This window comes from Deltaproteobacteria bacterium, assembly GCA_016933965.1.
Lineage (GTDB): Bacteria > Desulfobacterota > Syntrophia > Syntrophales > UBA2210 > JAFGTS01.
This window is the reverse complement of the sequence record JAFGTS010000015.1, coordinates 1-19,767: the sequence shown is the minus strand read 5'-3', so window position 1 is coordinate 19,767 and position 19,767 is coordinate 1. Positions and strand designations below refer to the sequence as shown.

Sequence of the window (19,767 nt, the reverse complement as noted above, 5' to 3'; positions counted from 1 at the left end):
GCCTGATCACTCCTCTCTCAATTTGATGGGCATCACAATGCACATGTAGCTTTCATTCCCCACGGGACGGATCACGCCCGGTCCTTCGGACCCTCTCATTTCAAAGGAAACGCTATCTTCCGACATGACCTCTATCGCGTCGATCAGGTATCTGACACTGTATCCGACCTCCATTTCCTTTCCGTCATAGGTTACCTCTATCTCGTCCTTCGCTTCCCCCACATCGGGATTGGTGGAACTGAGGAGCATCTTATTACCGGAAAGTTCGATCTTGACGCCGCTGAACCGCTCGTTCGACATGACGCTCATTCTTCTCAGGGCATGAATGAACTTGTTCCTGTCCAGCAGAACCTCGGTCCCCTGGTCCTTCGGCAGAACCTTTCTGTAATCCGGATATCCCCCTTCGATCAAGCTAACCCGAAGGAGGGTATGGTCAAAAAGAAAGACACACTTTCCGTCATGAACGGCCATTTTCACCGTTTCGCCTTCGTTTTCAATAAGTTTTCTTACCTCGCTCACCCCTTTACGAGGTATAATGACGCCATCGATCTCACTACCCGGTGGAATATCGTCACCGGGATCCATGGTCACGAGGGAAAGCCGATGCCCGTCGGTCGCCACCATTTCAAGCTGACCAGTTCGTGCCTCGAAATAGACACCGTTCAGACTCGGCCGCATTTCATCGGTGGAAATGGCAAAAAACGTCTTCACCATCATTTCCCGGAGAACATCCGCTTTCACCGAAAATAAGAGATCCGAATCCTCATGGGGGACTTCGGGAAATTCGTCGGCTGAGATACCGGGAATTCTGTAAGCAACCTTGCCGGAGGTAATATTGACCCAGTTATTCTCCATGGTCTTGAACTGAATGCTTCCCTCCTCTATCTCCCGGATCATTTCAAAGAGTTTCCGGGCACCGACGGTGATCTTCCCCGGTTGTGCGACGGTCGCGTTGTAATCGGCCACCAAGCCGATCTCCCTGTCCGTCGCCACTATCCTGATCGTATCCCCCCCAGCCTCTATGAGAATATTGCTCAGAATAGGAATGGTGGTCTTTTTCTCGACTATCCCCAGCGTTCGCTGGATCCCCTCCAAAAAAACATTCCTTTCTACGGCAAATTCCATCTCTAAATACTCTCCTTAATTATTTTTTAAAAAAATATAGTCGTACTAGTAGGACCTGTGAATCTGTGTATATCATTTCCTATGTTCCCGATCCCAAGAATATTTTTACGAAAAAACCTGTTGGCGAACCTGTTAGGAACCGGTTTGCAGTTTTTCTTCTATTTCCTCGACGGTACGCTTGATCGACGGGTCCTTCTCCATCAGTGAGCGTACTTTATTCGCAGAGTATATTACCGTTGAATGGTCTCTGCCACCAATTTTTGTGCCGATATCAGGGAAGGAAAGACGTGTGAGCTTCCGTGACAGATACATGGCTATCTGGCGGGGAAGTATCAGGTTTTTGTTCTTTTTCTGAGATTTCAGGTCATTTATTTTCAGGTTGAATGAAGCGGCCACGGTCTTCATGATCTCGTCGACAGTGATCGTTTTTTCCTTAATGTTCTTCAGTATGTTTTTGACGACCTCCTTGACCACATTGATGTTTATCTCCTTGCCGGTCAGTGATGCGTATGCCGCGATACGTGTCAGTATCCCTTCCAGTTCCCTAATGTTGGAATCAGCAACTGTTGCGATATAGTGTGTTACTTCTCCCGGTATCTGTATGTTATTTTCATGAGCTTTCTTTTCTATGATCGCCATGCGTGTTTCTATGTCGGGCGGTTGTATATCGGCGATAAGCCCCCATTCAAAGCGCGACCGCAACCGTCCTTCGAGATTCGGTATGTCCTTCGGGAATTTGTCACTCGTCACCACGATCTGTTTTCCTGAATCGTGAAGAGCGTTGAAGGTATGAAAAAATTCTTCCTGCGTTCGTTCCTTCCCGGCGATGAACTGGATGTCGTCTATCAAAAGTGAGTCTATTTTTCTGAATTTTTCCCTGAAATTCGGCATCTTGTCATAACGTATCGAGTTGATGAGCTCGTTCATGAACTGCTCCGCAGATATATAGAGAACATTGCGGTCGGGAAAGACGGAACAGGTATGAAGGCCGATGGCATTGATAAGATGAGTTTTCCCCAGACCGACGCCGCCGTATATGAAGAGCGGATTGTAGTGGGATGCCGGCTGCTCGGCGACGGACAACGCTGCGGCGTGGGCGAACTGGTTCGATGCCCCGACGACAAAACGCTCGAAGGTATAACTGTGATTCAGGGAGGGGTTCGTACGCTGGGGAGCGATCTTTTTTGCTCCTTTCTTGGATGTTTTCGTGGAAACATCCGTTTTTTTGATATCATCTTCATCAACAATGAAATTGACATTCACGATGGTTCCCATCGTCTGCGACAGGGAGTCGCTGATCACGGAAAGATAGTTTTCCACGAGCCAGTCTTTGAAAAATTTATTGGGAACCGCCAGAAAGATATTGTTTTCCTCCACCGATGAAACCCTGATTGGCCTGATCCAGGTCTCAAAATTCTGCTGGCTTATCTTTTCCTTAATGATCTTAGTACTTTCAATCCAATATGATTCCACGACCCCCCACCTCTATAAACAAAGTTATAAACAGGTGTTGATAGATGTTACCGTTCATGCGTGCCGGCAAGTAACTGGGACAGACGGTTCAGGTCCTCTGGTGATGAGAACGTGATCTCTATCGTACCTCCTTTGCGTGTCCGGCGAATGGTGACCCTGGTCATCAGCTTTTTGGACAGCATGTCTTCTAGATACGCCACCGAACCGTCGGCGCGTGTTTTCTTCTTTCCCCCCGCACTGTTGAACCGCTTTGCGAGACGTTCCGCTTCCCGAACGCTCAGCTTTTTCCCGATGATGTCCTTCAGTGCCCGTTGCTGCCCATCCTTCGACGATATGGCAAGGAGGGCCCGTGCGTGTCCGGCCGATATCCGCCTGTCCGAAAGGGCCGTTCTGGCATCGGCGGAGAGTTTCAGCAACCTCAGGGAATTGGTGATGGTTGAACGATCCTTGCCGACCTTCGAAGATATCTGATCCTGTGTCAGGTGAAAGGTGTCCATCAGTGTCTGGTAGGCCTCGGCCTCTTCTATCGCGTTCAGTTCTTCCCGCTGCAGGTTTTCTATGAGGGACAGTTCCGCCACTTCCTCGTCATCGGCGGTACGAACGAGGACGGGGACATCCTTCAACCCCGCAGCCTGTGCCGCTCTCCAGCGCCGCTCTCCAGCGATGATCTCATATCCGGGCTGAGATTTTCTCACGACGATGGGCTGGATAATGCCATTCTGCCGGATCGATCGGACCAGATCCTCTGTTTCCCTTCCCTCGAAATCTTTCCGGGGCTGAAACCGGTTGGGACGCAGCTCTTCAATCCCGCACGTAATAAGTGACGGTTTGTCCTGCCCGTCGTCCACGAGATCCGTGAAAATGGCGCCGAGACCTTTTCCTAAGGCGTTCCGCTTGGTCATTTATATCCTTCCGTTCGTCAGAATTTCCCGTGCCAGCTCAAGGTACGACTCGGCGCCGCGGGAATTGATATCATAAAGAATGATAGGCAGACCGTGGCTTGGACTCTCCGAGAGCCGGACGTTCCGGGGAATGATCGTGTGAAAGACCCTGGACCCGAAATATTTCCTTACCTCTTCCTCCACACGGTGGGAGAGGCGGTTTCTCGTGTCGAACATGGTGAGAAGGATTCCCGCCAGCGTCAACCGGGGATTCAGACGCGCCTGAACCAGTTTGACCGTATTCAATAGCTGACCGAGTCCCTCGAGGGCAAAGTATTCACACTGTAAGGGTATGATGACAAAATCGGACGCTACCAACGAGTTGACCGTCAAAAACCCGAGCGATGGCGGACAATCGATTATAATAAATTCGTAGGTGCTGTCAATATGCTTCAGCGTTTTTTGCAGACGCTTCTCACGATCCTCAACGGTAACGAATTCCACCTCGACACCGATCAGGTCCTGAGTGGAAGGGACCACATCCAGGGCGGGGATTTCGGTGTTCACGATGGTTTCGCTCAGGGGGACATCACCGATCAACGCGTGATAGAGATCCTTCGCTCCGACAGTTTCGCGGTCGATGCCGAGCCCGCTGGTGGCGTTCCCCTGCGGGTCGCAGTCTACGAGGAGCGTTTTCCGCTCTGCGGCGGCGAGACAGGCGGCCAGGTTGATAGCCGTCGTCGTTTTGCCGACCCCCCCCTTCTGATTGGCTATACATATGGATTTAAACACTTTTTTGACGCAATTCTAACACGGAATTTTGTTCAGATCATATCGAGCCGAATCTAGCACAGAAGCGCCTCTTTGAGAAGAAATAAATTGGTGTTTCACCCTTTGTCGCCTTCAATGACGTTCCGCCGAGGCATGTTGCGGCTGTAGACGAGGATGGTCCTTTTGCGTCCCGTCCCGGGAAGGACTCTGTCCATGCGTTCCGACAGAGTAAAGTTGTATCGGTCTTCGACTGCCCGGTCGCGGTCGGCGGTTCTTCCCTTCATGACGATGAGCCGTCCTTCCTCGCCCAGAAAATAATCCGCCATGCGCAGCAGTTCCGGCAGTTGAAAAGCCGCCCGGGACGTCACCAGATCAAAGGCGTTCCGGAGAGGATCCTGTTGCATGAGCGACTCCGTCCGTTCACGGATGACCGTCACAGTGGAGAGGGAGAGAAGGCGGACCACCGACTTGAGGAAGGAAACTTTTTTCCTCGATGGTTCCACCAGGGTGACCTGGAGCTCATCGAACACGAGCGCGAGCGGGATAGCAGGAAAGCCGGCGCCGGACCCGAGGTCGATAAGCCGTTGCGGACCGTCTTTCACACAGGAGACGATGGTCAGGGAGTCGATGAAATGACCGATCACGATGTCCCGCTCGGAACGGGCTGATATGAGGGACATGCGGGAATTCCAGAGGAGCAGCTCGCGGCGGTACGCTTCGAAACGGTCGGCGACCGTACTCGGCAGATCGACACCTATTTCCCGGGCGGACCAAACCAGCGTGTCTCGCGATGATTCCATGAGGTACCGTCACCACCAGCGTATTTCCCGTCTGCAGGACGGGTTTGATTGGAGTGAGATTTTAGGCTAAGAGAAGAAAAACCGCAATTGTAAAGGAGGCCGTCGAAGGGTCATGAAGGAAAGAAAAGCGATCGATAACATCGCTGTTGTTCTGAACCGCCCGAAACACGAAGGGAACATCGGATCGGCGGCACGATGTGCCATGAATATGGGTATCGAGCATCTGGTGGTGGTCCGGCGTTCCGATTACGACAGGGGGAAAATACTGCAGATGGCGACCCATTTCGCAGCTCCGATCATCGATTCGATCCGGTATGCCGAGGATCTGCGTGAGGCGCTCGCGCCCTTCCAGTATATCGTGGGAACGACGTCACGGGCGGGAAACACGAATTTGAAGCGTGCCATGACGGATCCTCGTTCAATGGGTGTGTCCCTGGCCGTGATGGCGCCGAAAAACAAGGTTGCTCTTCTTTTCGGTCCCGAGGACAGAGGGCTGACCAACGATGAGTTGACCCTGTGCGACCTGATCGTTTCGATACCGACGGAGGATCGGATGAGATCGATCAACCTCTCACACGCGGTGATGCTCATCTGTTACGAAGCATACCGTGCCGTCGGGGAGGTCCGTGCCCCCTTCTCACCCCGCCTCGCGACGGTGGCGGAAAGAGAAAAGATGTACGATCTTCTGCGCGACACGCTCCTGCGGATCAACTTCATCAATCCACAGAACCCGGAATATTCCATGGTCAGCATCAGACAGTTCCTTTCCAGGTCCGAGCTGACGGCCAAGGACGTCAAGATCATCATGGGCCTGTGCCGCCAGATAGAGCTGTACGGCAAAGGAAAAACAAAAGACTTGACTTTCAATACCGGGAAACTTAAGAAATCCGGTACGTAAGGAAGTGCTTCGGGCGATCTCAAGACTTGCCCGCGGCTCAGCGCCCACAGTGGTAAAGGGGTGAAGAGACAAAGCGACAAAGCGACAAAGGAGCAAAGGGGCAAAGGGTAGATCGTGAAACTTATGATATCAAGAGTTCCTTCAATTCCCCCTTTGCTAAAGGGGGATAAAGGGGGATTTTTAAAACGAAAACCCCTTGAACACCGTAAAAGCGTTTCAATGGCCGCTTCAAAAGGGATGGATACATAAAGGGAATGCCGGTTTCGGCGAAAGGGAAAAGGCATTAATGGGGACGGACAGGAATCTCCTCGACGAACGCTACCGGGCGCTGCCGGATGATGAACGGGTACGGCTCGATGACGCCGTGGCCTCTCTTGTCGAGGCAAAAAAACGACGGCAGCGGGTCGTTGCCGTTATCACCGGTGAAGTGCATCTGTCCCGGGGCATCACGCTCCTTGTCGCCGATCTGATGCGCAAGGGGATCGTTGACGCTGTCCTGACAACGGCGGTCATCATCGATCACGAAATGTCCGGCGTTCTTGAAAAGGTCAAGCGCATCGAGAAGCCACCGGCCGGCCTGCACAGGGAAGGCGGTTCCGCCGATGGTGTTATGAACGTGGCCCTCCTGTCACCGCGCATGATCGAGCGGTTCAGAGATGAAATGGATATCGACGTGAGCAGCTATCGCGCAATGCTGGGAGCTCCGGGGACCATCACGGTCGAGCCGGCCGGCGGCGGGACCTGGCCGGGCGGAAAGCGGACGGCGCTCCTCTCCGGATTCGTTCTTTCGCAGTCCCGGCACTGCCGCATTCCTTTCGAGGAGATGGCCGGCTACGGGGCCGACCCCGGTACCATGATAGGCGCGGGCGCGCGGGCAGGCCTTCCGGTACTGGTTCCCCCCTCCTGCCTGGATGACGACGGGGGAGCCGTCGGCCTGGCTATCAGGGAATCCCTTTCCCCGTCGGAACGTTCCGGGCGGGTAGCTGAGATCATGAACCGGGCCCATCTGATCATTACGTCCACCGACGGGCCGGGATGCACGTTTCCTGCCGGGTTCACACAGGGAGGACCGTGGGGCGGCGGGGAGGCGCCGCCGGAATGTTCCGGCAGGCGGACTATCGTTCTCATCGACGGCCCGCTCCATGATGTTCCGCCGACACCAGGTGATCACAGGGCCGGCGAGCCGGAATCGCTCATCATCACCGGGGGACTCGACACGTCATGGTCACTGCTGGCCTTCCGGGCGGCGGAGGCACTGGGGATCACGCTTGATTTTGTTCCCTGCGCGCGGGGCCGGGATGAAGGCGAACGGCTCAGGGAATGGATCGCCGCCAGGATCGAACCCGCCGACAAGGGTATGATAGAGCGGGCAGCGCAAAAGCTCATAGAGAAATGACAACGGCATTCATGCATTGCAGGCCGGCAGGGGCCGGGCAGGCCAAAAGATATTTGGGCAACTGCCGAAAAGAGAATGAAAATCATACAAGGAAGTGAACGCTTATGATCGTGGTGACCGGCGGAGCCGGATTTATCGGAAGCGCCATCGTATGGAAACTGAATAACGAGGGACGGGGAGATATCGTGATCGTCGACCGGTTGGGGGAGACAAGCAAGTGGAAAAATCTCGTTAACAGGACCTATGCCGAATACCTTCACAAGAAGGATTTTCTCAATATGATCCTGGCGGACCGCGTACCCTTTCCCGTGGAGACCATCATTCACATGGGGGCCTGCTCATCAACGACCGAGCGGGACGCCGATTACCTCATGGAGAACAACTACCGGTACAGCAGACATGTGGCCGAATGGGCCGCCTCGCACGATGTCCGTTTCCTCTATGCCAGCAGCGCCGCCACATACGGTGACGGGACCCGCGGTTTTTCCGACGACAACGACGTGACACCCGTCCTGCAGCCGATCAATATGTACGGGTATTCGAAGCAGCTGTTCGACCTGTGGGTCTTGAGAAACGGTCTCGACAAGCGCTTCGTGGGGATCAAGTTTTTCAACGTGTTCGGTCCGAATGAATATCACAAGGGGGACATGAGAAGCGTTGTTCACAAGGCGGCGTCGCAGATAGGGGAGACGGGCGGCATGAAACTCTTTCGGTCGCACCGGCCTGACTTCAACGACGGTGAGCAACTGCGGGATTTCGTGTATGTGAAGGATTGTGTCGATGTGATCTGGTGGTTCCTGCGGGAGCGGACCATATCGGGGATCTTCAACCTCGGTACGGGCCGCGCCCGGACCTGGAACGACCTTGCCGGAGCCGTTTTCAGTGCCCTGAACAAACCCGTTCATATCGAATATATCGACATGCCGGCATCGATCCGGGATCAATACCAGTACTTTACCGAGGCCCCTCTTGAAAAGCTGCGGGCCGCGGGGTGCCCTGTCGTTTTCCGTTCTCTCGAAGATGCCGCTTCCGATTATGTCGGCACCTATCTCGCGGCGGGGGAAAAGACCCTTGAAAAGTGACGGGACGGCGGTCACGGCCGCTCCCGTCGCCGTCCTCCGGGTTCGTGAATGATCTTCCCGCGGCGCGGGTGCGCTCAGCCAGGTTGAAAATTACCATCCCAAGGATTATAATCGCTGCAACATGCATGAGGAGGTGATCTCTCGAAAGATGAAACTGATACGATTTGTGACCGACTCGGGTGACGCCGTTTACGGTATCGCCGATTCAGGGTCGGCGCGGGAGGCCCGTGTCGTCTCGGGGGATCTCTTTACGGGAGTAACCGAGACGGACCGGATCGAACAGGTGAAGGCAATCCTTCCGCCCCTGGACCCGGTCAACATTCTCTGTCTCGGCTGGAATTACGGCAAACACGCGGAAGAGACCCATGAACGGTACCCGGAAATGCCCGTAGTGTTCATCAAGGCGACCAGCAGCGTCATTGCCCACGGATCGCCGATCGTCCTGCCGAAAGCGGGGCCCGACGAAGTCGATTATGAGGCAGAACTAGCGGTTATCATTGGTAAAAGAGCAAAAAATGTGTCGCCGGAATCGGCGGAAGAGTATATCCTGGGATACACCTGCGCCAATGACGTGAGCGCCCGCGACTGGCAGCTCTGCAAGCAGAACGGACAGTGGGCCCGGGGTAAAAGCTTTGATACCTTCTGTCCCCTCGGTCCCTGTATCGTGACCAGGGAAGACGTCCCGGAGCCGAACAAACTGCGGATACGTTCATTTCTGAACGGCCGGGCCATGCAGGATTCGATGACATCGGACATGCTCTTCTCCATTCCCACGATCGTGAGCGACCTGAGCAGGTCAATGACGCTGCTTCCGGGGACGGTCATCCTGACGGGGACGCCTGAGGGGGTGGGATTTACGAGGGAGCCACCCGTATTCCTCGGTAACGGTGATGAGGTAACGGTGGCGATCGAAACCATCGGAGAACTGACAAATCCGGTCGTTGCCGAAGCATAACGTCGTCCCGCCGTGGGACCGAATTATTCCGTAAAAGGGAGACCAGGCATGAATGGATATGTACCGTGGGGAGGAAGATCTCTCCCGTCAATGGTTGTTTTGTTCCTTGTAGTCGTGATCTGCGGGGTTCTCGCGGGATACGGGGATTCCCCGACGGATCGGTTCACGCCGACCGTGGGTCGGACCGCTCAAGCGGCGGTCCCGTTCCTTTCAAATACCCCTTCGTCCTTTGCTGATCTTGTGGAACAACTGAAGCCGGCCGTCGTCAATATCAGGACAACGAAAACGGTCGTGACGGGAGGGATCAGCCCCTTCGGATCACCCTTTCAATCACCCTTTGATCGGTATTTCGGGGATGACTTTTTTGAGCGTTTTTTCAGGAACATGCCCCAGCGCCAGTTCAAGCAGAAAAGCCTGGGTTCCGGGTTCATCATCAGCGAGGACGGCTATTTATTTACGAACTACCATGTTGTCGAGCAGGCTGATGAGATCCTGGTGAAGCTTTCCGACGGTGCTGAATACAAGGCCGAAGTGAAAGGCCGGGACAAGAACACGGACCTGGCCCTGCTGAAGATCGAACCGAAGAACGGCCTTCCCGTTGCGAAACTGGGCAGTTCGGCCGATCTGCGGGTCGGTGACTGGGTCGTCGCCATCGGGAACCCCTTCGGTCTTTCGCAGACCGTTACGGCAGGTATCGTAAGCGCGAAAGGCCGCGTCATCGGCGCCGGTCCCTATGATGATTTCATTCAGACGGATGCCTCGATCAATCCCGGGAACAGCGGCGGCCCGCTGTTCAATCTCGCGGGAGAGGTCGTCGGTATCAATACGGCGATCGTCGCCCAGGGACAGGGCATCGGGTTTGCCATCCCCGTCGATATGGCTCGAGCCATACTGCCCCAGTTGAAGGACAAGGGAAAGGTCGTCAGGGGCTGGCTCGGTGTGTCGGTTCAGGAAATTACGGACGATATCGCCGAGAGCATGAATCTTGAATCGAAGGACGGGGCCCTTGTCTCGGACGTGTTCACCGGAGATCCTGCAGACAAGGCGGGCATCAAAACGGGTGATATAATCGTCGGGATCGACGGCAGAAAAGTCACCGACACCCATGACCTCCTGATGATCGTCGCCGGTATTCCCGTGGGGAAGGAGGTCGGGGTTACGGTGCTGCGGAACGGAAAGAAAAAGACGTTGAATGTAGTGGTATCGGAACGTTCGGAAGGTGATATCATTGCCGGGACCGATATGGGTGAACAGTATCTTGGTATGACGGTGCAGGAGATAACCCCGGATATCGCGGAACATCTGGGCATCCCGGTGACGGAGGGAATCATCGTGACCGCCGTTGAAGAGGGGGGGCCAGCCGGCAACGCCGGCATCCAGGAGCGCGACATCATTCTGCAGGTGAACCGGGTCCGCGTGACCACTCTTGATAGTTACCGGACCGTCATGGCACGGGCGATCAAGAAAAACAGCGTGTTGCTGCTGATCCAGAGAGAGGAATCCAAGTTCTTCGTGGTGATTCGAAAATAGACGGACCTTCACCGTCGCCCCCGGGGAGAATAACCGGCGAATTGAAAGGACTCATGAGAAGAACATCCGCCGAAGCGCGCCTGCTGAGGATCTATGACATTCTGAACGGGCATTTCGGCGACCTTCACTGGTGGCCCGCTGAAACGGCTTTTGAGGTGGCGCTGGGGGCGATCCTGACCCAGAATACCAACTGGAAGAACGTAGAAGCCGCCATGCACCGGCTGAAGGGCCGGAAGATGCTGGATGTTGAGGCGATATACCGGGCTGACCCCGATGACCTCGCAGAGCTCATACGACCGGCGGGTTATTATAACGTTAAGACGAAAAGGGTTAAGGCATTCGTGATATTTCTCCGCGACGGCTACGGCGGAAGCATCGAGAACATGTTCGCGGAAGACCTTCCGTTGTTGCGCTCAAAACTGCTTGCCGTGCACGGGATCGGACCGGAAACGGCGGACAGCATTCTCCTGTACGCGGGAGGAAAGCCGGTCTTTGTCGTTGATGCCTATACCCGCAGGATCCTTGAGCGGCATGGAATGATAAACGGATCCGAATCCTATGAAGCGATACAGCGTTTCTGCATGGACGCCCTGCCGCCGGATGTCTCGGTCTATAATCAGTTTCACGCGCTGCTGGTCCATACCGCGAAGCTCTTCTGCCGCGTACGGGCTCGCTGCTTGGGTTGTCCACTGAACGGTGAGGAGGTGCTGTGAAAAACTGCGATTACGTCGGGGTTGTTCACCTCCATTCAGATCATTCTTTCGATGGCACGGTTCCCATCGGTGAGATCCTGGAGGCGGCGCGGGAAACAGGTCTCGATTTCCTGATGCTGACGGATCACTCGACCCTCGCCGCGCGGGGCCGCGAGGGATGGAACAAATCGGTGCTGCTGATCGTTGGACAGGAGATATCCCCACGGTTCAACCACTATATCGCATTCGGACTCGACGATCCGATAGTCGTTGATGAGGAAGAGGAACTGCCGCCTCAGGAATATATCGATGCAGTTTCACAAGCGGGCGGAATGGGATTCATCGCCCACCCGGACCATGAAGGAACGGATATGTTTCACGTGAAACATTTCCCCTGGGTGGACTGGTCCGTGGAAGGATATACGGGCATGGGGATATGGGATTTCATGACCGACTGGCAGTCGGGACTGACCTCTTTCCCGCGGGCCCTTGCCGCCTATTTCTTTCCCGCCTGGGTCCTGAGGGGTCCGAGAAAGGTCACCCTGTCCCGCTGGGATTATTTGAACCGGCGCAGAAAGGTCGTTGGGATCGGTGAACTTGACAACCACAGTACCATTTACCGCTTTTTCGGCCTGGACCTCAGAGTTTTCCCCTTTGAAAAGGCCTTCCGTTTCATCAGGACCCATATCGTGACCGACGCGCCCCTTTCGGGGCGGGACGCCGATGACATACGAACGCTTCTGGCATGCCTGAGGCGGGGGAGGGTGTTCTTCGCGCTGGAATACTTCCGGGAGGCCCGGGGCTTCACGTTCCGCGTCGATGACGGGGGACGGGAAGCGCTCATGGGTGACGATTTTCTTCTTGATCGGTCGGCGCGTCTGTCCGTAACGGTTCCGTATCCGGGAAGAATACGGGTCATGAGGAACGGGAAACCCTGTTGCCAGGAAGACGGGCGTGAACTGGAACACAGGATCACAGGGGATGGAAATTACCGGGTCGAGGTGTTCCTGAAGGCCCGCGGCGCACACCGGCCCTGGATCTTTTCAAATCCCGTCTACGTGAAAAGGGAAAGCTGAGGAGTTCACAGCAGGGTCACGATCACTTCTCGAACATCACGCGGGCCGTCAAATTCACAGAAAAAAATGTTCTGCCAGGTGCTGAGCAGAAGGTGTCCGCTCTGAACAGGGATCACCTCTGAGGGCCCAATGATGCCCGCCTTGATGTGGGCATCACCGTTTCCGTCAATGCGGTCATGGATCCATCTGCCGGCGGGCACCATCGAACGCAGGCATGACAGAACGTCGGTCCTGATGTTCGGGTCCCAGTTTTCCTGGATCATAATGGCCGCCGTTGCGCCGAGCGCATAAAGGCAGCAGAGACTGACATCATCGCCGCCTTCTGCGGTGACGGCCCTGACCTGTTCCGTTATGTCCACCAGCTGCTCGCGGGCGGTCGTTTCGAACCGGAGGATTCGTCTCATGCGATCAGATCACCATTTTTTGAGGCTCACCTCTGAAAAAACTGTCTTTTTCAGGGTTCAAGGGGTCATGGGTTCAAGGTTTCAAGGGCTGTGCTGTTTTTTAGGGAAACACTTTATGTTATGATGCCTGTATCCACGTATGATCGATATGACGTATAACATACTTTCAAATTCTTGCGCATTCCCGTTTTTCACTCGACCCCTTGGCCCCTTGAAATCTCGAAACCTTTCCTGTAACCAAACAGGAGAAGGTCCGTTTTCGCTGATTATAGGAGGACGGGGTCTCACTGTCAATACGGGCGGTCACCCAAAAATCACCTTGCCAGGGTCCGTGAAATTGCCTATATTCGTACTCCCCGGCGTGAATGTTGAAGCATGGGAATGCGTGCCGGTCGAACGCGACGAGGAAACATCAACATGGAACGATCAGGATCTCCGAAGGTCGAAGCAGAACTGTACAGCAGCCGTATCATGCGGAACTACCTCGACTGTGTCACCGAACAATACCCCGAGGTACCGGTGGAAGAACTTCTGAACCATGCCGGAATGACCAGGGATGAAATAGCCGACCGGAACCGCTGGTTCAGCCAGGAACAGATGGACCGATTTTATGAAAAATTGGTGGAAAGAACGGGCGAGGAGAACATCGCCCGGGAAGCAGGCCGCCAACTGGCCTTTATGAGACGCCCGGGCCTTGTCGGACGGTATACCCTGGGAATGATGAATATCGCATCATTGTGCCTTCTGGTGGAGAAAATCTATCCCTTTCTGAGCCGCGCCGCCCGCGCGGAATCGCGCATGCTTTCCGGGAACAGCGCTGAGATCAGGGTGACGCCGCTGCCGGGCGTCGTTAAACGACCCTATCAATGTGAGCACCGCCTGGGGGCCTTTGAATCCATGGTCCGCTACTTCATCGGGGCCTATCCGCAGGTGGAACATCCCTCCTGTGTACATCATGGCGATAACGACTGCCGGTATATTCTCACCTGGAAGCGCACGCAGGCGCAGGTCTGGAAACGCATGCGGAACATTTCGGCCGCCGCGGGATGCGTTGCCGCGGGGACCCTGTACTTTTTCCTTCCTCTCGTCCCGTGGCTCCTTCTGCTTCTGTTCCTCCTTGCCGGTGTCGGGGCCGTCGCGCTTCGCGTTGAGAGCATGGAAAAGAAAGAGCTCGCGGTGACCGTCGATATTCAACAGGAATGGGGCGCCCGGTTGCTCGACGAAGTGCAGAACAGCAATAATAACGCCCTTCTTGTGCAGGAGATCGGCAAGGCGACGGCAATGATTCTCGACAGGGACGAGTTGCTGAACGCGGTCCTGGGCGCCGTTGAAAAGAGGCTCGGTTATGACGCCGGCACCCTCTGGCTGCTTGGTGAGCGTGAACAGGCTCTGCGGTATCATGCCGGTTTCGGTGACCGGCAGGAACTGGAACGATGGATCGGATGCTCTCAGGAGAGTGCGTCGAATTCCTCCGGAATGGACGATCAAAGCCCCGCCGCCCGGGTCCTGCGGAACAAAGAACCGCTCCTGATGTCCCATGAAGGCGGAGAGGGAGCGGTGCCGCCCTGGTCCGATGATCCCCCTATGGGAACCTGCATCTGTGTTCCCATCGTTTATGAGAAAGAATCACTGGGAATCATGGCGGTTGGAAACAGGGAAGATTCCCGGGCCCTGTCCTTCAGTGAGATGAGCCTGCTTGCAGGCATCGCATCGCATCTCGCCGTGACCCTGCGAAACGCCAGCCTCTTCCATGAACTCCACCGGAGCGAGGAGAAGTACCGATCGATCCTTGACGTCATGGACAATGGGTATTATGAAGTGGATCTGACGGGGAACATCACCTTTTACAACGATGCTTTCATGCGGATGCTCGGGTATCGGGAAGATGAGCTTATGGGCTTGAACTACCATGAATACATGGATGAGGAGAACGCGCACAGGGTATTTGAAGTTTTTAACAAGATCTATCGGACGGGGGAACCGGGGACACTTTTTAACTGGGGGCTGGTGAGAAAGGACGGTGGTCGATGTGATGTTGAAACCTTCGCCGCCCTGATGAAAAATGACGGGGGCCGGCCGGTAGGGTTTCGCGGTATCACGCGTGATGTTACGGAACGAACGAGACGAGAGGATGATATACGGCGCTCTCTCGAGGAAAAAGAGCGTATTCTCCAGGAAATTCACCACCGGATGAAGAACAGCCTGCAGATCATTGCCAGCATGCTGAGTCTCCAGGCCAGGCGCGTTGCCGACAGAGAAACGGCTGAATTGTTCCTCGACAGTCAGAATCGCGTCAGGGCCATGGCTCTCGTTCATGAAAAACTGTATCAGGCCGGGGATCTTTCACGTATCGATTTCGGGGACTACATCAACCATCTGATACTGCGCATCTTTAATTTCTATCATGTGAACACGAACTGTATCAGGCCCGTCGTGTCAACGTCGGCGGTCTATCTCGACATAGAAACGGCTGTTCCCGTGGGGTTGATCATCAACGAACTTGTCGCGAATGCCTTGAAACACGCTTTTCCCGGGGGCAGGGAAGGAGAAGTGATCGTTACGGTCGGCCCGGGCGACAAGGAAGAAGAGATAGTGCTTACGGTTCGCGATACGGGTGTCGGTTTTCCGCCCGGAGTGGATCCTGAAACTGTCGGGGCGCTGGGATTACAGATCGTTCGCGACCTGTCGGTGCAGATGCAGGGGACCATTGAGATCACGAGCTCACAGGGGACCACCGTGACCATGAAGCTGACGCCGTTGAGCTACAAAAGAAGGATTTAGATGCAGGCCGTGGGACCCAGGGCCATCCATGGCCGGCGGTGAGGTGCCGTCATGAAACGGGGGAAACGGTACCCTGTCATGGAAATGCTCATATTGCTGGTCTGCCTCCTTTTGCCGGCGCTTCCGGGTTGTCCCGTCCCGGACGCCGGAGGGACCATGCCCAGCGCCGATTCGACGGTGAAAGTGGTCATCTCGCCGCTTTTCGAGGAATTCACCGCAGACCGGGAACTTGCCCTTCCGCGGACCGGCATCGGCGTATATAGGGGTGGAATGACGCACCTGCCGTTTCCGGAGGGCTACCCTGTTCCAGACAGTGTGTACGGGGGTGTCTTTTCCCCTGAAATCCCAATGGATCCCACGGATGGAATGTTCCTTTCGGTGCCCTGGAGCGCCATGAAGCAGCAGGGAGGAGGTTCCCTGACCCCGGAACGGGCCCGGGAATGGATCGTAGAGGTAAGAGACCTCTCAACGGAGCCTCTTGGTGTGCCGGAACCTGACGCGCCGGTTCACGGCCTGGGCCGCTGGTCGATGACGCCCCCTGATGCGGGTGTTACCAGAATTCCGGTTTTTGTTCCGTCACCCACGGCGGATGCCCGGAGACGACCGTTCCTTCCCGATGTCGTTTCCATCGGGGCCGATATCAATTATTTCACTATCGCCGGCGACGTTGCCGCGGGAAATCTCCGGGGGCTCCGCTCTTCCCTCAACGGCCCCTCGGGTGGATCAAGCTGGCTGGACCCGCAGACCGGATTTATATATTTTGACTGGAAATTCGGCGGGCAATGAGATGCTGCTGCGCCGTCACGGCGTCTCACCCTGCTCTTCTGATTCTATGCGTTCAACCTGCTCCTGGAGCAACGACCACCGACCGTACAGTGTTTCCAGCAGGGCGGTGACCTCTGCGTGCTCGACATGAAGATCCCGCAGCGTGTCCTCACGTTCATAAATGGAACGATCAGAAAAGGTCGACTCTATGGATTCCTTGCGCCGCTCGGCCGCGGCGATCTCCCTTTCCACCGTCGACAAAGAATCTTTCAGTGGTTTCAACCGGCGGTATCGCTCCTGTCTTCGAAGCGCGTCCTCCCGTTTTTTGATTTTGTCGGTCCGCGTGGGCGGTGAGGTGACCTGCGTCTGTTCGGGAAGAAGCAGTGAGGAGGCTTCGCGATGCATCCTGTCGAGATAGTCGTCGACGGAACCGTGATGGACGGACAGCTTCCCGTCTTTCAATGAAAAAACCTTGTTAATCAGGGGCGCCAGAAAATCCCGGTCATGGGATACGATGATGTAGGAACCGGGAAAAGAAAGAAGACGCTCCTGAACAGCTTGTTTTGACTGGCGGTCGAGATGATTCGTCGGTTCGTCCAGGATGAGGAAGTTTGCCGGCCGCAGGAGCATTCTGGCAAGGGCGAGACGGCTTTTCTCTCCTCCTGAAAGGACCGAGAAGGGTTTCGTCATGTCATCATCCCTGAACAGGAAACTTCCGAGAAGAGAGCGCAGCCCTCCCGGGGATATGCCGGAGGCGCATTCCTGCACGGTCTGAAGGACGGTCCCGTCTGGATTGATATCACCGGCCACATCCTGAGCGAAATACGCCGTTATGACATTATGCCCCCGGCGTACCGAGCCTTCCTGTATGGGCTCCGTTTCCGCCATGATGCGGGCCAGCGTTGATTTGCCGGAACCGTTCGTTCCCAGAAGGGCGATCCGGTCTCCCCGCTCCACCTGGATGGACAGATCTCTGAAAAGCACCTCGGAACCGTAAGCTTTCGTTATGCTTTCAAGGGACATGACGACCCGTCCCGCCCGCGGCGATTCGGGAAACGAGAAGGAGATGGTCTTTTCCCATTCCTCGACGGTGATCCGTTCCATCTTGTCCAGCATCCTTATCCTGCTCTGAACCTGGCGGGCGCGCTTCTTGTCCGCGCGGGACTTGTTGATGAACCGCTGTGTCCTTTCGATGAGACGCTGCTGATTATCGTACGTGGCCTGCAGTATGCGGGTCCGTTCGGTTTTTTGTTTCAGGAATGAGGAAAAATTCCCCCGATATTCGGTAAGCCCGCCCAGGGCGATCTCCACTACCCTGCCGGCGAGATTGTCGAGAAAACGGCTGTCATGTGACACAAGAACAAGCGCGCCCCGGTATCCCGTGAGATATTCTTCTATCCACTGAAGGGACTCGATATCAAGGTGGTTGGTCGGTTCGTCGAGGAGAAGCACTGAAGGCTCCGTCAGGAGAAGCTTCGCGATCTCGATCCTCATGTGCCATCCCCCGCTGAACTCCTCCGTCCGCCGGTGCAGGTCCTTTTCCGTGAAGCCCAGGCCGAAGAGGATCTTTCGGATCCGCGTCTCCCTCTGATATCCATCACGGTGCTCAAGGAGGTGCTGAGCTTCCTCCATGTCACGCATGAGCTTCTGAAGGGGGGCCGAACCCGGTGGTTCCGTCGCGGAGCGGGCGGCGATCTCCCGGCTGATACTATCGAGCCGGGCCTGGAGTGACTGCAGTTCCTGAAATACCCTTTCCGCTTCCTCGTAGAGGGTCCTTCCCCGGTGGTAGATGCCGTCCTGGGGGAGGTATCCCGTGTTCGTGAAGCGTGACCGGTGTATACCTCCGCTGTCGGCTTCGACCTGTCCGGTAACGATCTTGAGCAGTGTCGATTTCCCCGACCCGTTAGGACCGACCACGGCGATGCGGGAATCGTCGGCGATGCGGAGAGAGGCATCACGAAAGAGTATTTTTGATCCATATTGTTTGGATATGTTCTGCAGTTCGATCATTACCGGTGAACGCTCCGCCCCGGGTGTGGAGATTTTGGCAACGGCATTGTGCCTTATCATTAAGTGGGGCGGCAGGTCAATATGTCAATCGCCGGTCTTCCTCCCATGGATACGGCCGCGCCGGCTGGGGACGACACACCTCCGGGGCGCCTTCATTGATTTTAAGGCCCTTTCGGTATATGGTGCATTGTAAGAAAGGAAGGAACGGGGAAGACGGACGATGAATGCATCACGATTGGAACAGCAGGTCCGGTTCAGCATAGAGATCGACAAGCTCAAGGGGGTCGACCGGCAGACGCTCCTGACCGATGGCAGCCGACGGGAGAATTCCGTGGAGCATTCGTGGCATATCGCCGTCATGGCATCACTTCTTCGCGAATATTCCCGCTCGCCGGACCTCGATGTCGAACGGGTTGTCAGAATGGTCCTGATACATGATATCGTTGAGATCGACGCTGGCGACACCTATTGTTATGACGAGAAAACGGGGCGGGACCGGCCGGAAAGGGAACGGAAGGCGGCTGACCGGATATTTGCCCTCCTTCCGCCGGACCAGGAGAGGGAATTCCGCGGCCTCTGGGAGGAATTCGAGGAAGGCCGGACCGCTGAATCACAATTTGCCGCCGCTCTCGACCGGTTGCAGCCGGTTATCCACAATTACTGCACCGGCGGCAGGATGTGGCGTGAAAACAGCATCACCCGTCCCCAGGTGATGAACCGGATCTCTCCGGTAAAAGAAGCCGCTCCGCTCCTGTGGGAATTTGTTTCCACGCTTATCGATGATGCCGTTGCCAAAGGGTTCCTGTCCCCCTGATGGCTCCGCTCAGCCGGAATGACCACACAGACCGGCCGGTATCGGTTGCCGTCATCCTCTTTACGGTCCCCTGCGGGAGGGGTACTCGGGATTGAAGTTGGAAACGATCACGGAGCGGGTCCGTTCCAGGAGTTCGTCGATACGATCCGGAAGATAATCAGCAATATCAATTGGTTCATCGATGACCACCTCTATCGGACCTGAATGGTACACGGTGCTTTTTTTCGGCAGTATCCGCCTGCTTCCGTTCACGGTGACGGGTAGCACGGGGAACCCCATATCCATAGCGGTGGCGAACCCACCCTTTTTGAACG

18 protein-coding genes are annotated in these 19,767 nt (G+C 55.5%); 10 read left to right on the top strand and 8 right to left on the bottom strand.

Translation table 11 applies throughout. From position 1 onward, the window contains the following. Window positions 1–6 precede the first annotated feature (6 nt). The 5 genes from dnaN to rsmG all read right to left on the bottom strand — a co-directional run bounded on the left by dnaN (window position 7) and on the right by rsmG (window position 5,050). The gene (gene dnaN, locus JXO48_03755) at window positions 7–1,125 is read right to left on the bottom strand and encodes a DNA polymerase III subunit beta (protein ID MBN2282984.1); all 1,119 of its coding nucleotides are present in this window, start codon (window positions 1,123–1,125) and stop codon (window positions 7–9) included. A 132-nt stretch (window positions 1,126–1,257) separates the two neighbouring features. Then, window positions 1,258–2,598, bottom strand: a complete 1,341-nt coding sequence (gene dnaA / locus JXO48_03750; GenBank protein ID MBN2282983.1) for a chromosomal replication initiator protein DnaA — start codon at window positions 2,596–2,598, stop codon at window positions 1,258–1,260. Between the two features lie 47 nt (window positions 2,599–2,645). Further along, entirely contained in the window at window positions 2,646–3,500 is an 855-nt protein-coding gene (locus JXO48_03745) for a ParB/RepB/Spo0J family partition protein (GenBank protein ID MBN2282982.1), read from the bottom strand. After that, the gene (locus JXO48_03740) at window positions 3,501–4,271 is read right to left on the bottom strand and encodes a ParA family protein (protein MBN2282981.1); all 771 of its coding nucleotides are present in this window, start codon (window positions 4,269–4,271) and stop codon (window positions 3,501–3,503) included. 95 nt (window positions 4,272–4,366) lie between these two features. Then, window positions 4,367–5,050, bottom strand: coding sequence for a 16S rRNA (guanine(527)-N(7))-methyltransferase RsmG (rsmG, locus tag JXO48_03735; GenBank protein ID MBN2282980.1), 684 nt, complete (start codon window positions 5,048–5,050; stop codon window positions 4,367–4,369). A gap of 112 nt (window positions 5,051–5,162) precedes the next feature. Here rsmG and JXO48_03730 point away from each other — a divergent pair, with 112 nt between their 5' ends. From JXO48_03730 to JXO48_03700, 7 genes are all read left to right on the top strand, one after another. Then, window positions 5,163–5,948, top strand: coding sequence for an RNA methyltransferase (locus JXO48_03730; protein ID MBN2282979.1), 786 nt, complete (start codon window positions 5,163–5,165; stop codon window positions 5,946–5,948). 286 nt (window positions 5,949–6,234) lie between these two features. After that, complete coding sequence (locus JXO48_03725; protein ID MBN2282978.1) at window positions 6,235–7,344, top strand: hypothetical protein; 1,110 nt, start codon at window positions 6,235–6,237, stop codon at window positions 7,342–7,344. 104 nt (window positions 7,345–7,448) lie between these two features. Next, window positions 7,449–8,426: an ADP-glyceromanno-heptose 6-epimerase gene (gene rfaD / locus JXO48_03720; protein ID MBN2282977.1), complete on the top strand. Its 978-nt coding sequence runs from the start codon at window positions 7,449–7,451 to the stop codon at window positions 8,424–8,426. 148 nt (window positions 8,427–8,574) lie between these two features. Further along, window positions 8,575–9,381, top strand: a complete 807-nt coding sequence (locus JXO48_03715) for a fumarylacetoacetate hydrolase family protein (protein MBN2282976.1) — start codon at window positions 8,575–8,577, stop codon at window positions 9,379–9,381. Window positions 9,382–9,471: 90 nt separating this feature from the next. Further along, complete coding sequence (locus tag JXO48_03710; GenBank protein MBN2282975.1) at window positions 9,472–10,911, top strand: DegQ family serine endoprotease; 1,440 nt, start codon at window positions 9,472–9,474, stop codon at window positions 10,909–10,911. Between the two features lie 53 nt (window positions 10,912–10,964). Beyond that, window positions 10,965–11,624 (top strand): endonuclease III domain-containing protein, encoded by a 660-nt coding sequence (locus tag JXO48_03705; protein ID MBN2282974.1) that lies wholly within the window; start codon window positions 10,965–10,967, stop codon window positions 11,622–11,624. After that, window positions 11,621–12,679: a PHP domain-containing protein gene (locus tag JXO48_03700; GenBank protein MBN2282973.1), complete on the top strand. Its 1,059-nt coding sequence runs from the start codon at window positions 11,621–11,623 to the stop codon at window positions 12,677–12,679. Before JXO48_03705 ends, JXO48_03700 begins: the two co-directional genes overlap by 4 nt. 5 nt (window positions 12,680–12,684) lie before the next feature. On the opposite strand, the gene JXO48_03695 is transcribed toward JXO48_03700, so the two are convergent. Beyond that, window positions 12,685–13,083 (bottom strand): YjbQ family protein, encoded by a 399-nt coding sequence (locus JXO48_03695; GenBank protein MBN2282972.1) that lies wholly within the window; start codon window positions 13,081–13,083, stop codon window positions 12,685–12,687. Between the two features lie 417 nt (window positions 13,084–13,500). Between JXO48_03695 and JXO48_03690 the strand changes: the two genes are divergently transcribed. Both JXO48_03690 and JXO48_03685 read left to right on the top strand, forming a co-directional pair. After that, complete coding sequence (locus tag JXO48_03690) at window positions 13,501–15,864, top strand: PAS domain S-box protein (protein MBN2282971.1); 2,364 nt, start codon at window positions 13,501–13,503, stop codon at window positions 15,862–15,864. Window positions 15,865–15,915: 51 nt separating this feature from the next. Next, complete coding sequence (locus tag JXO48_03685; protein ID MBN2282970.1) at window positions 15,916–16,650, top strand: hypothetical protein; 735 nt, start codon at window positions 15,916–15,918, stop codon at window positions 16,648–16,650. A 15-nt stretch (window positions 16,651–16,665) separates the two neighbouring features. Here JXO48_03685 and JXO48_03680 read toward each other — a convergent pair whose 3' ends face one another. Beyond that, window positions 16,666–18,639, bottom strand: a complete 1,974-nt coding sequence (locus JXO48_03680; GenBank protein ID MBN2282969.1) for an ABC-F family ATP-binding cassette domain-containing protein — start codon at window positions 18,637–18,639, stop codon at window positions 16,666–16,668. A 220-nt stretch (window positions 18,640–18,859) separates the two neighbouring features. Here JXO48_03680 and JXO48_03675 point away from each other — a divergent pair, with 220 nt between their 5' ends. Further along, window positions 18,860–19,453 carry an HD domain-containing protein gene (locus tag JXO48_03675; GenBank protein MBN2282968.1) on the top strand — a complete coding sequence of 198 codons (594 nt, stop codon included), beginning with the start codon at window positions 18,860–18,862 and terminating at the stop codon, window positions 19,451–19,453. A gap of 60 nt (window positions 19,454–19,513) precedes the next feature. Here JXO48_03675 and JXO48_03670 read toward each other — a convergent pair. Further along, on the bottom strand, window positions 19,514–19,767 hold a 254-nt coding region (locus JXO48_03670; protein ID MBN2282967.1), incomplete at its 5' end, for a 1-acyl-sn-glycerol-3-phosphate acyltransferase.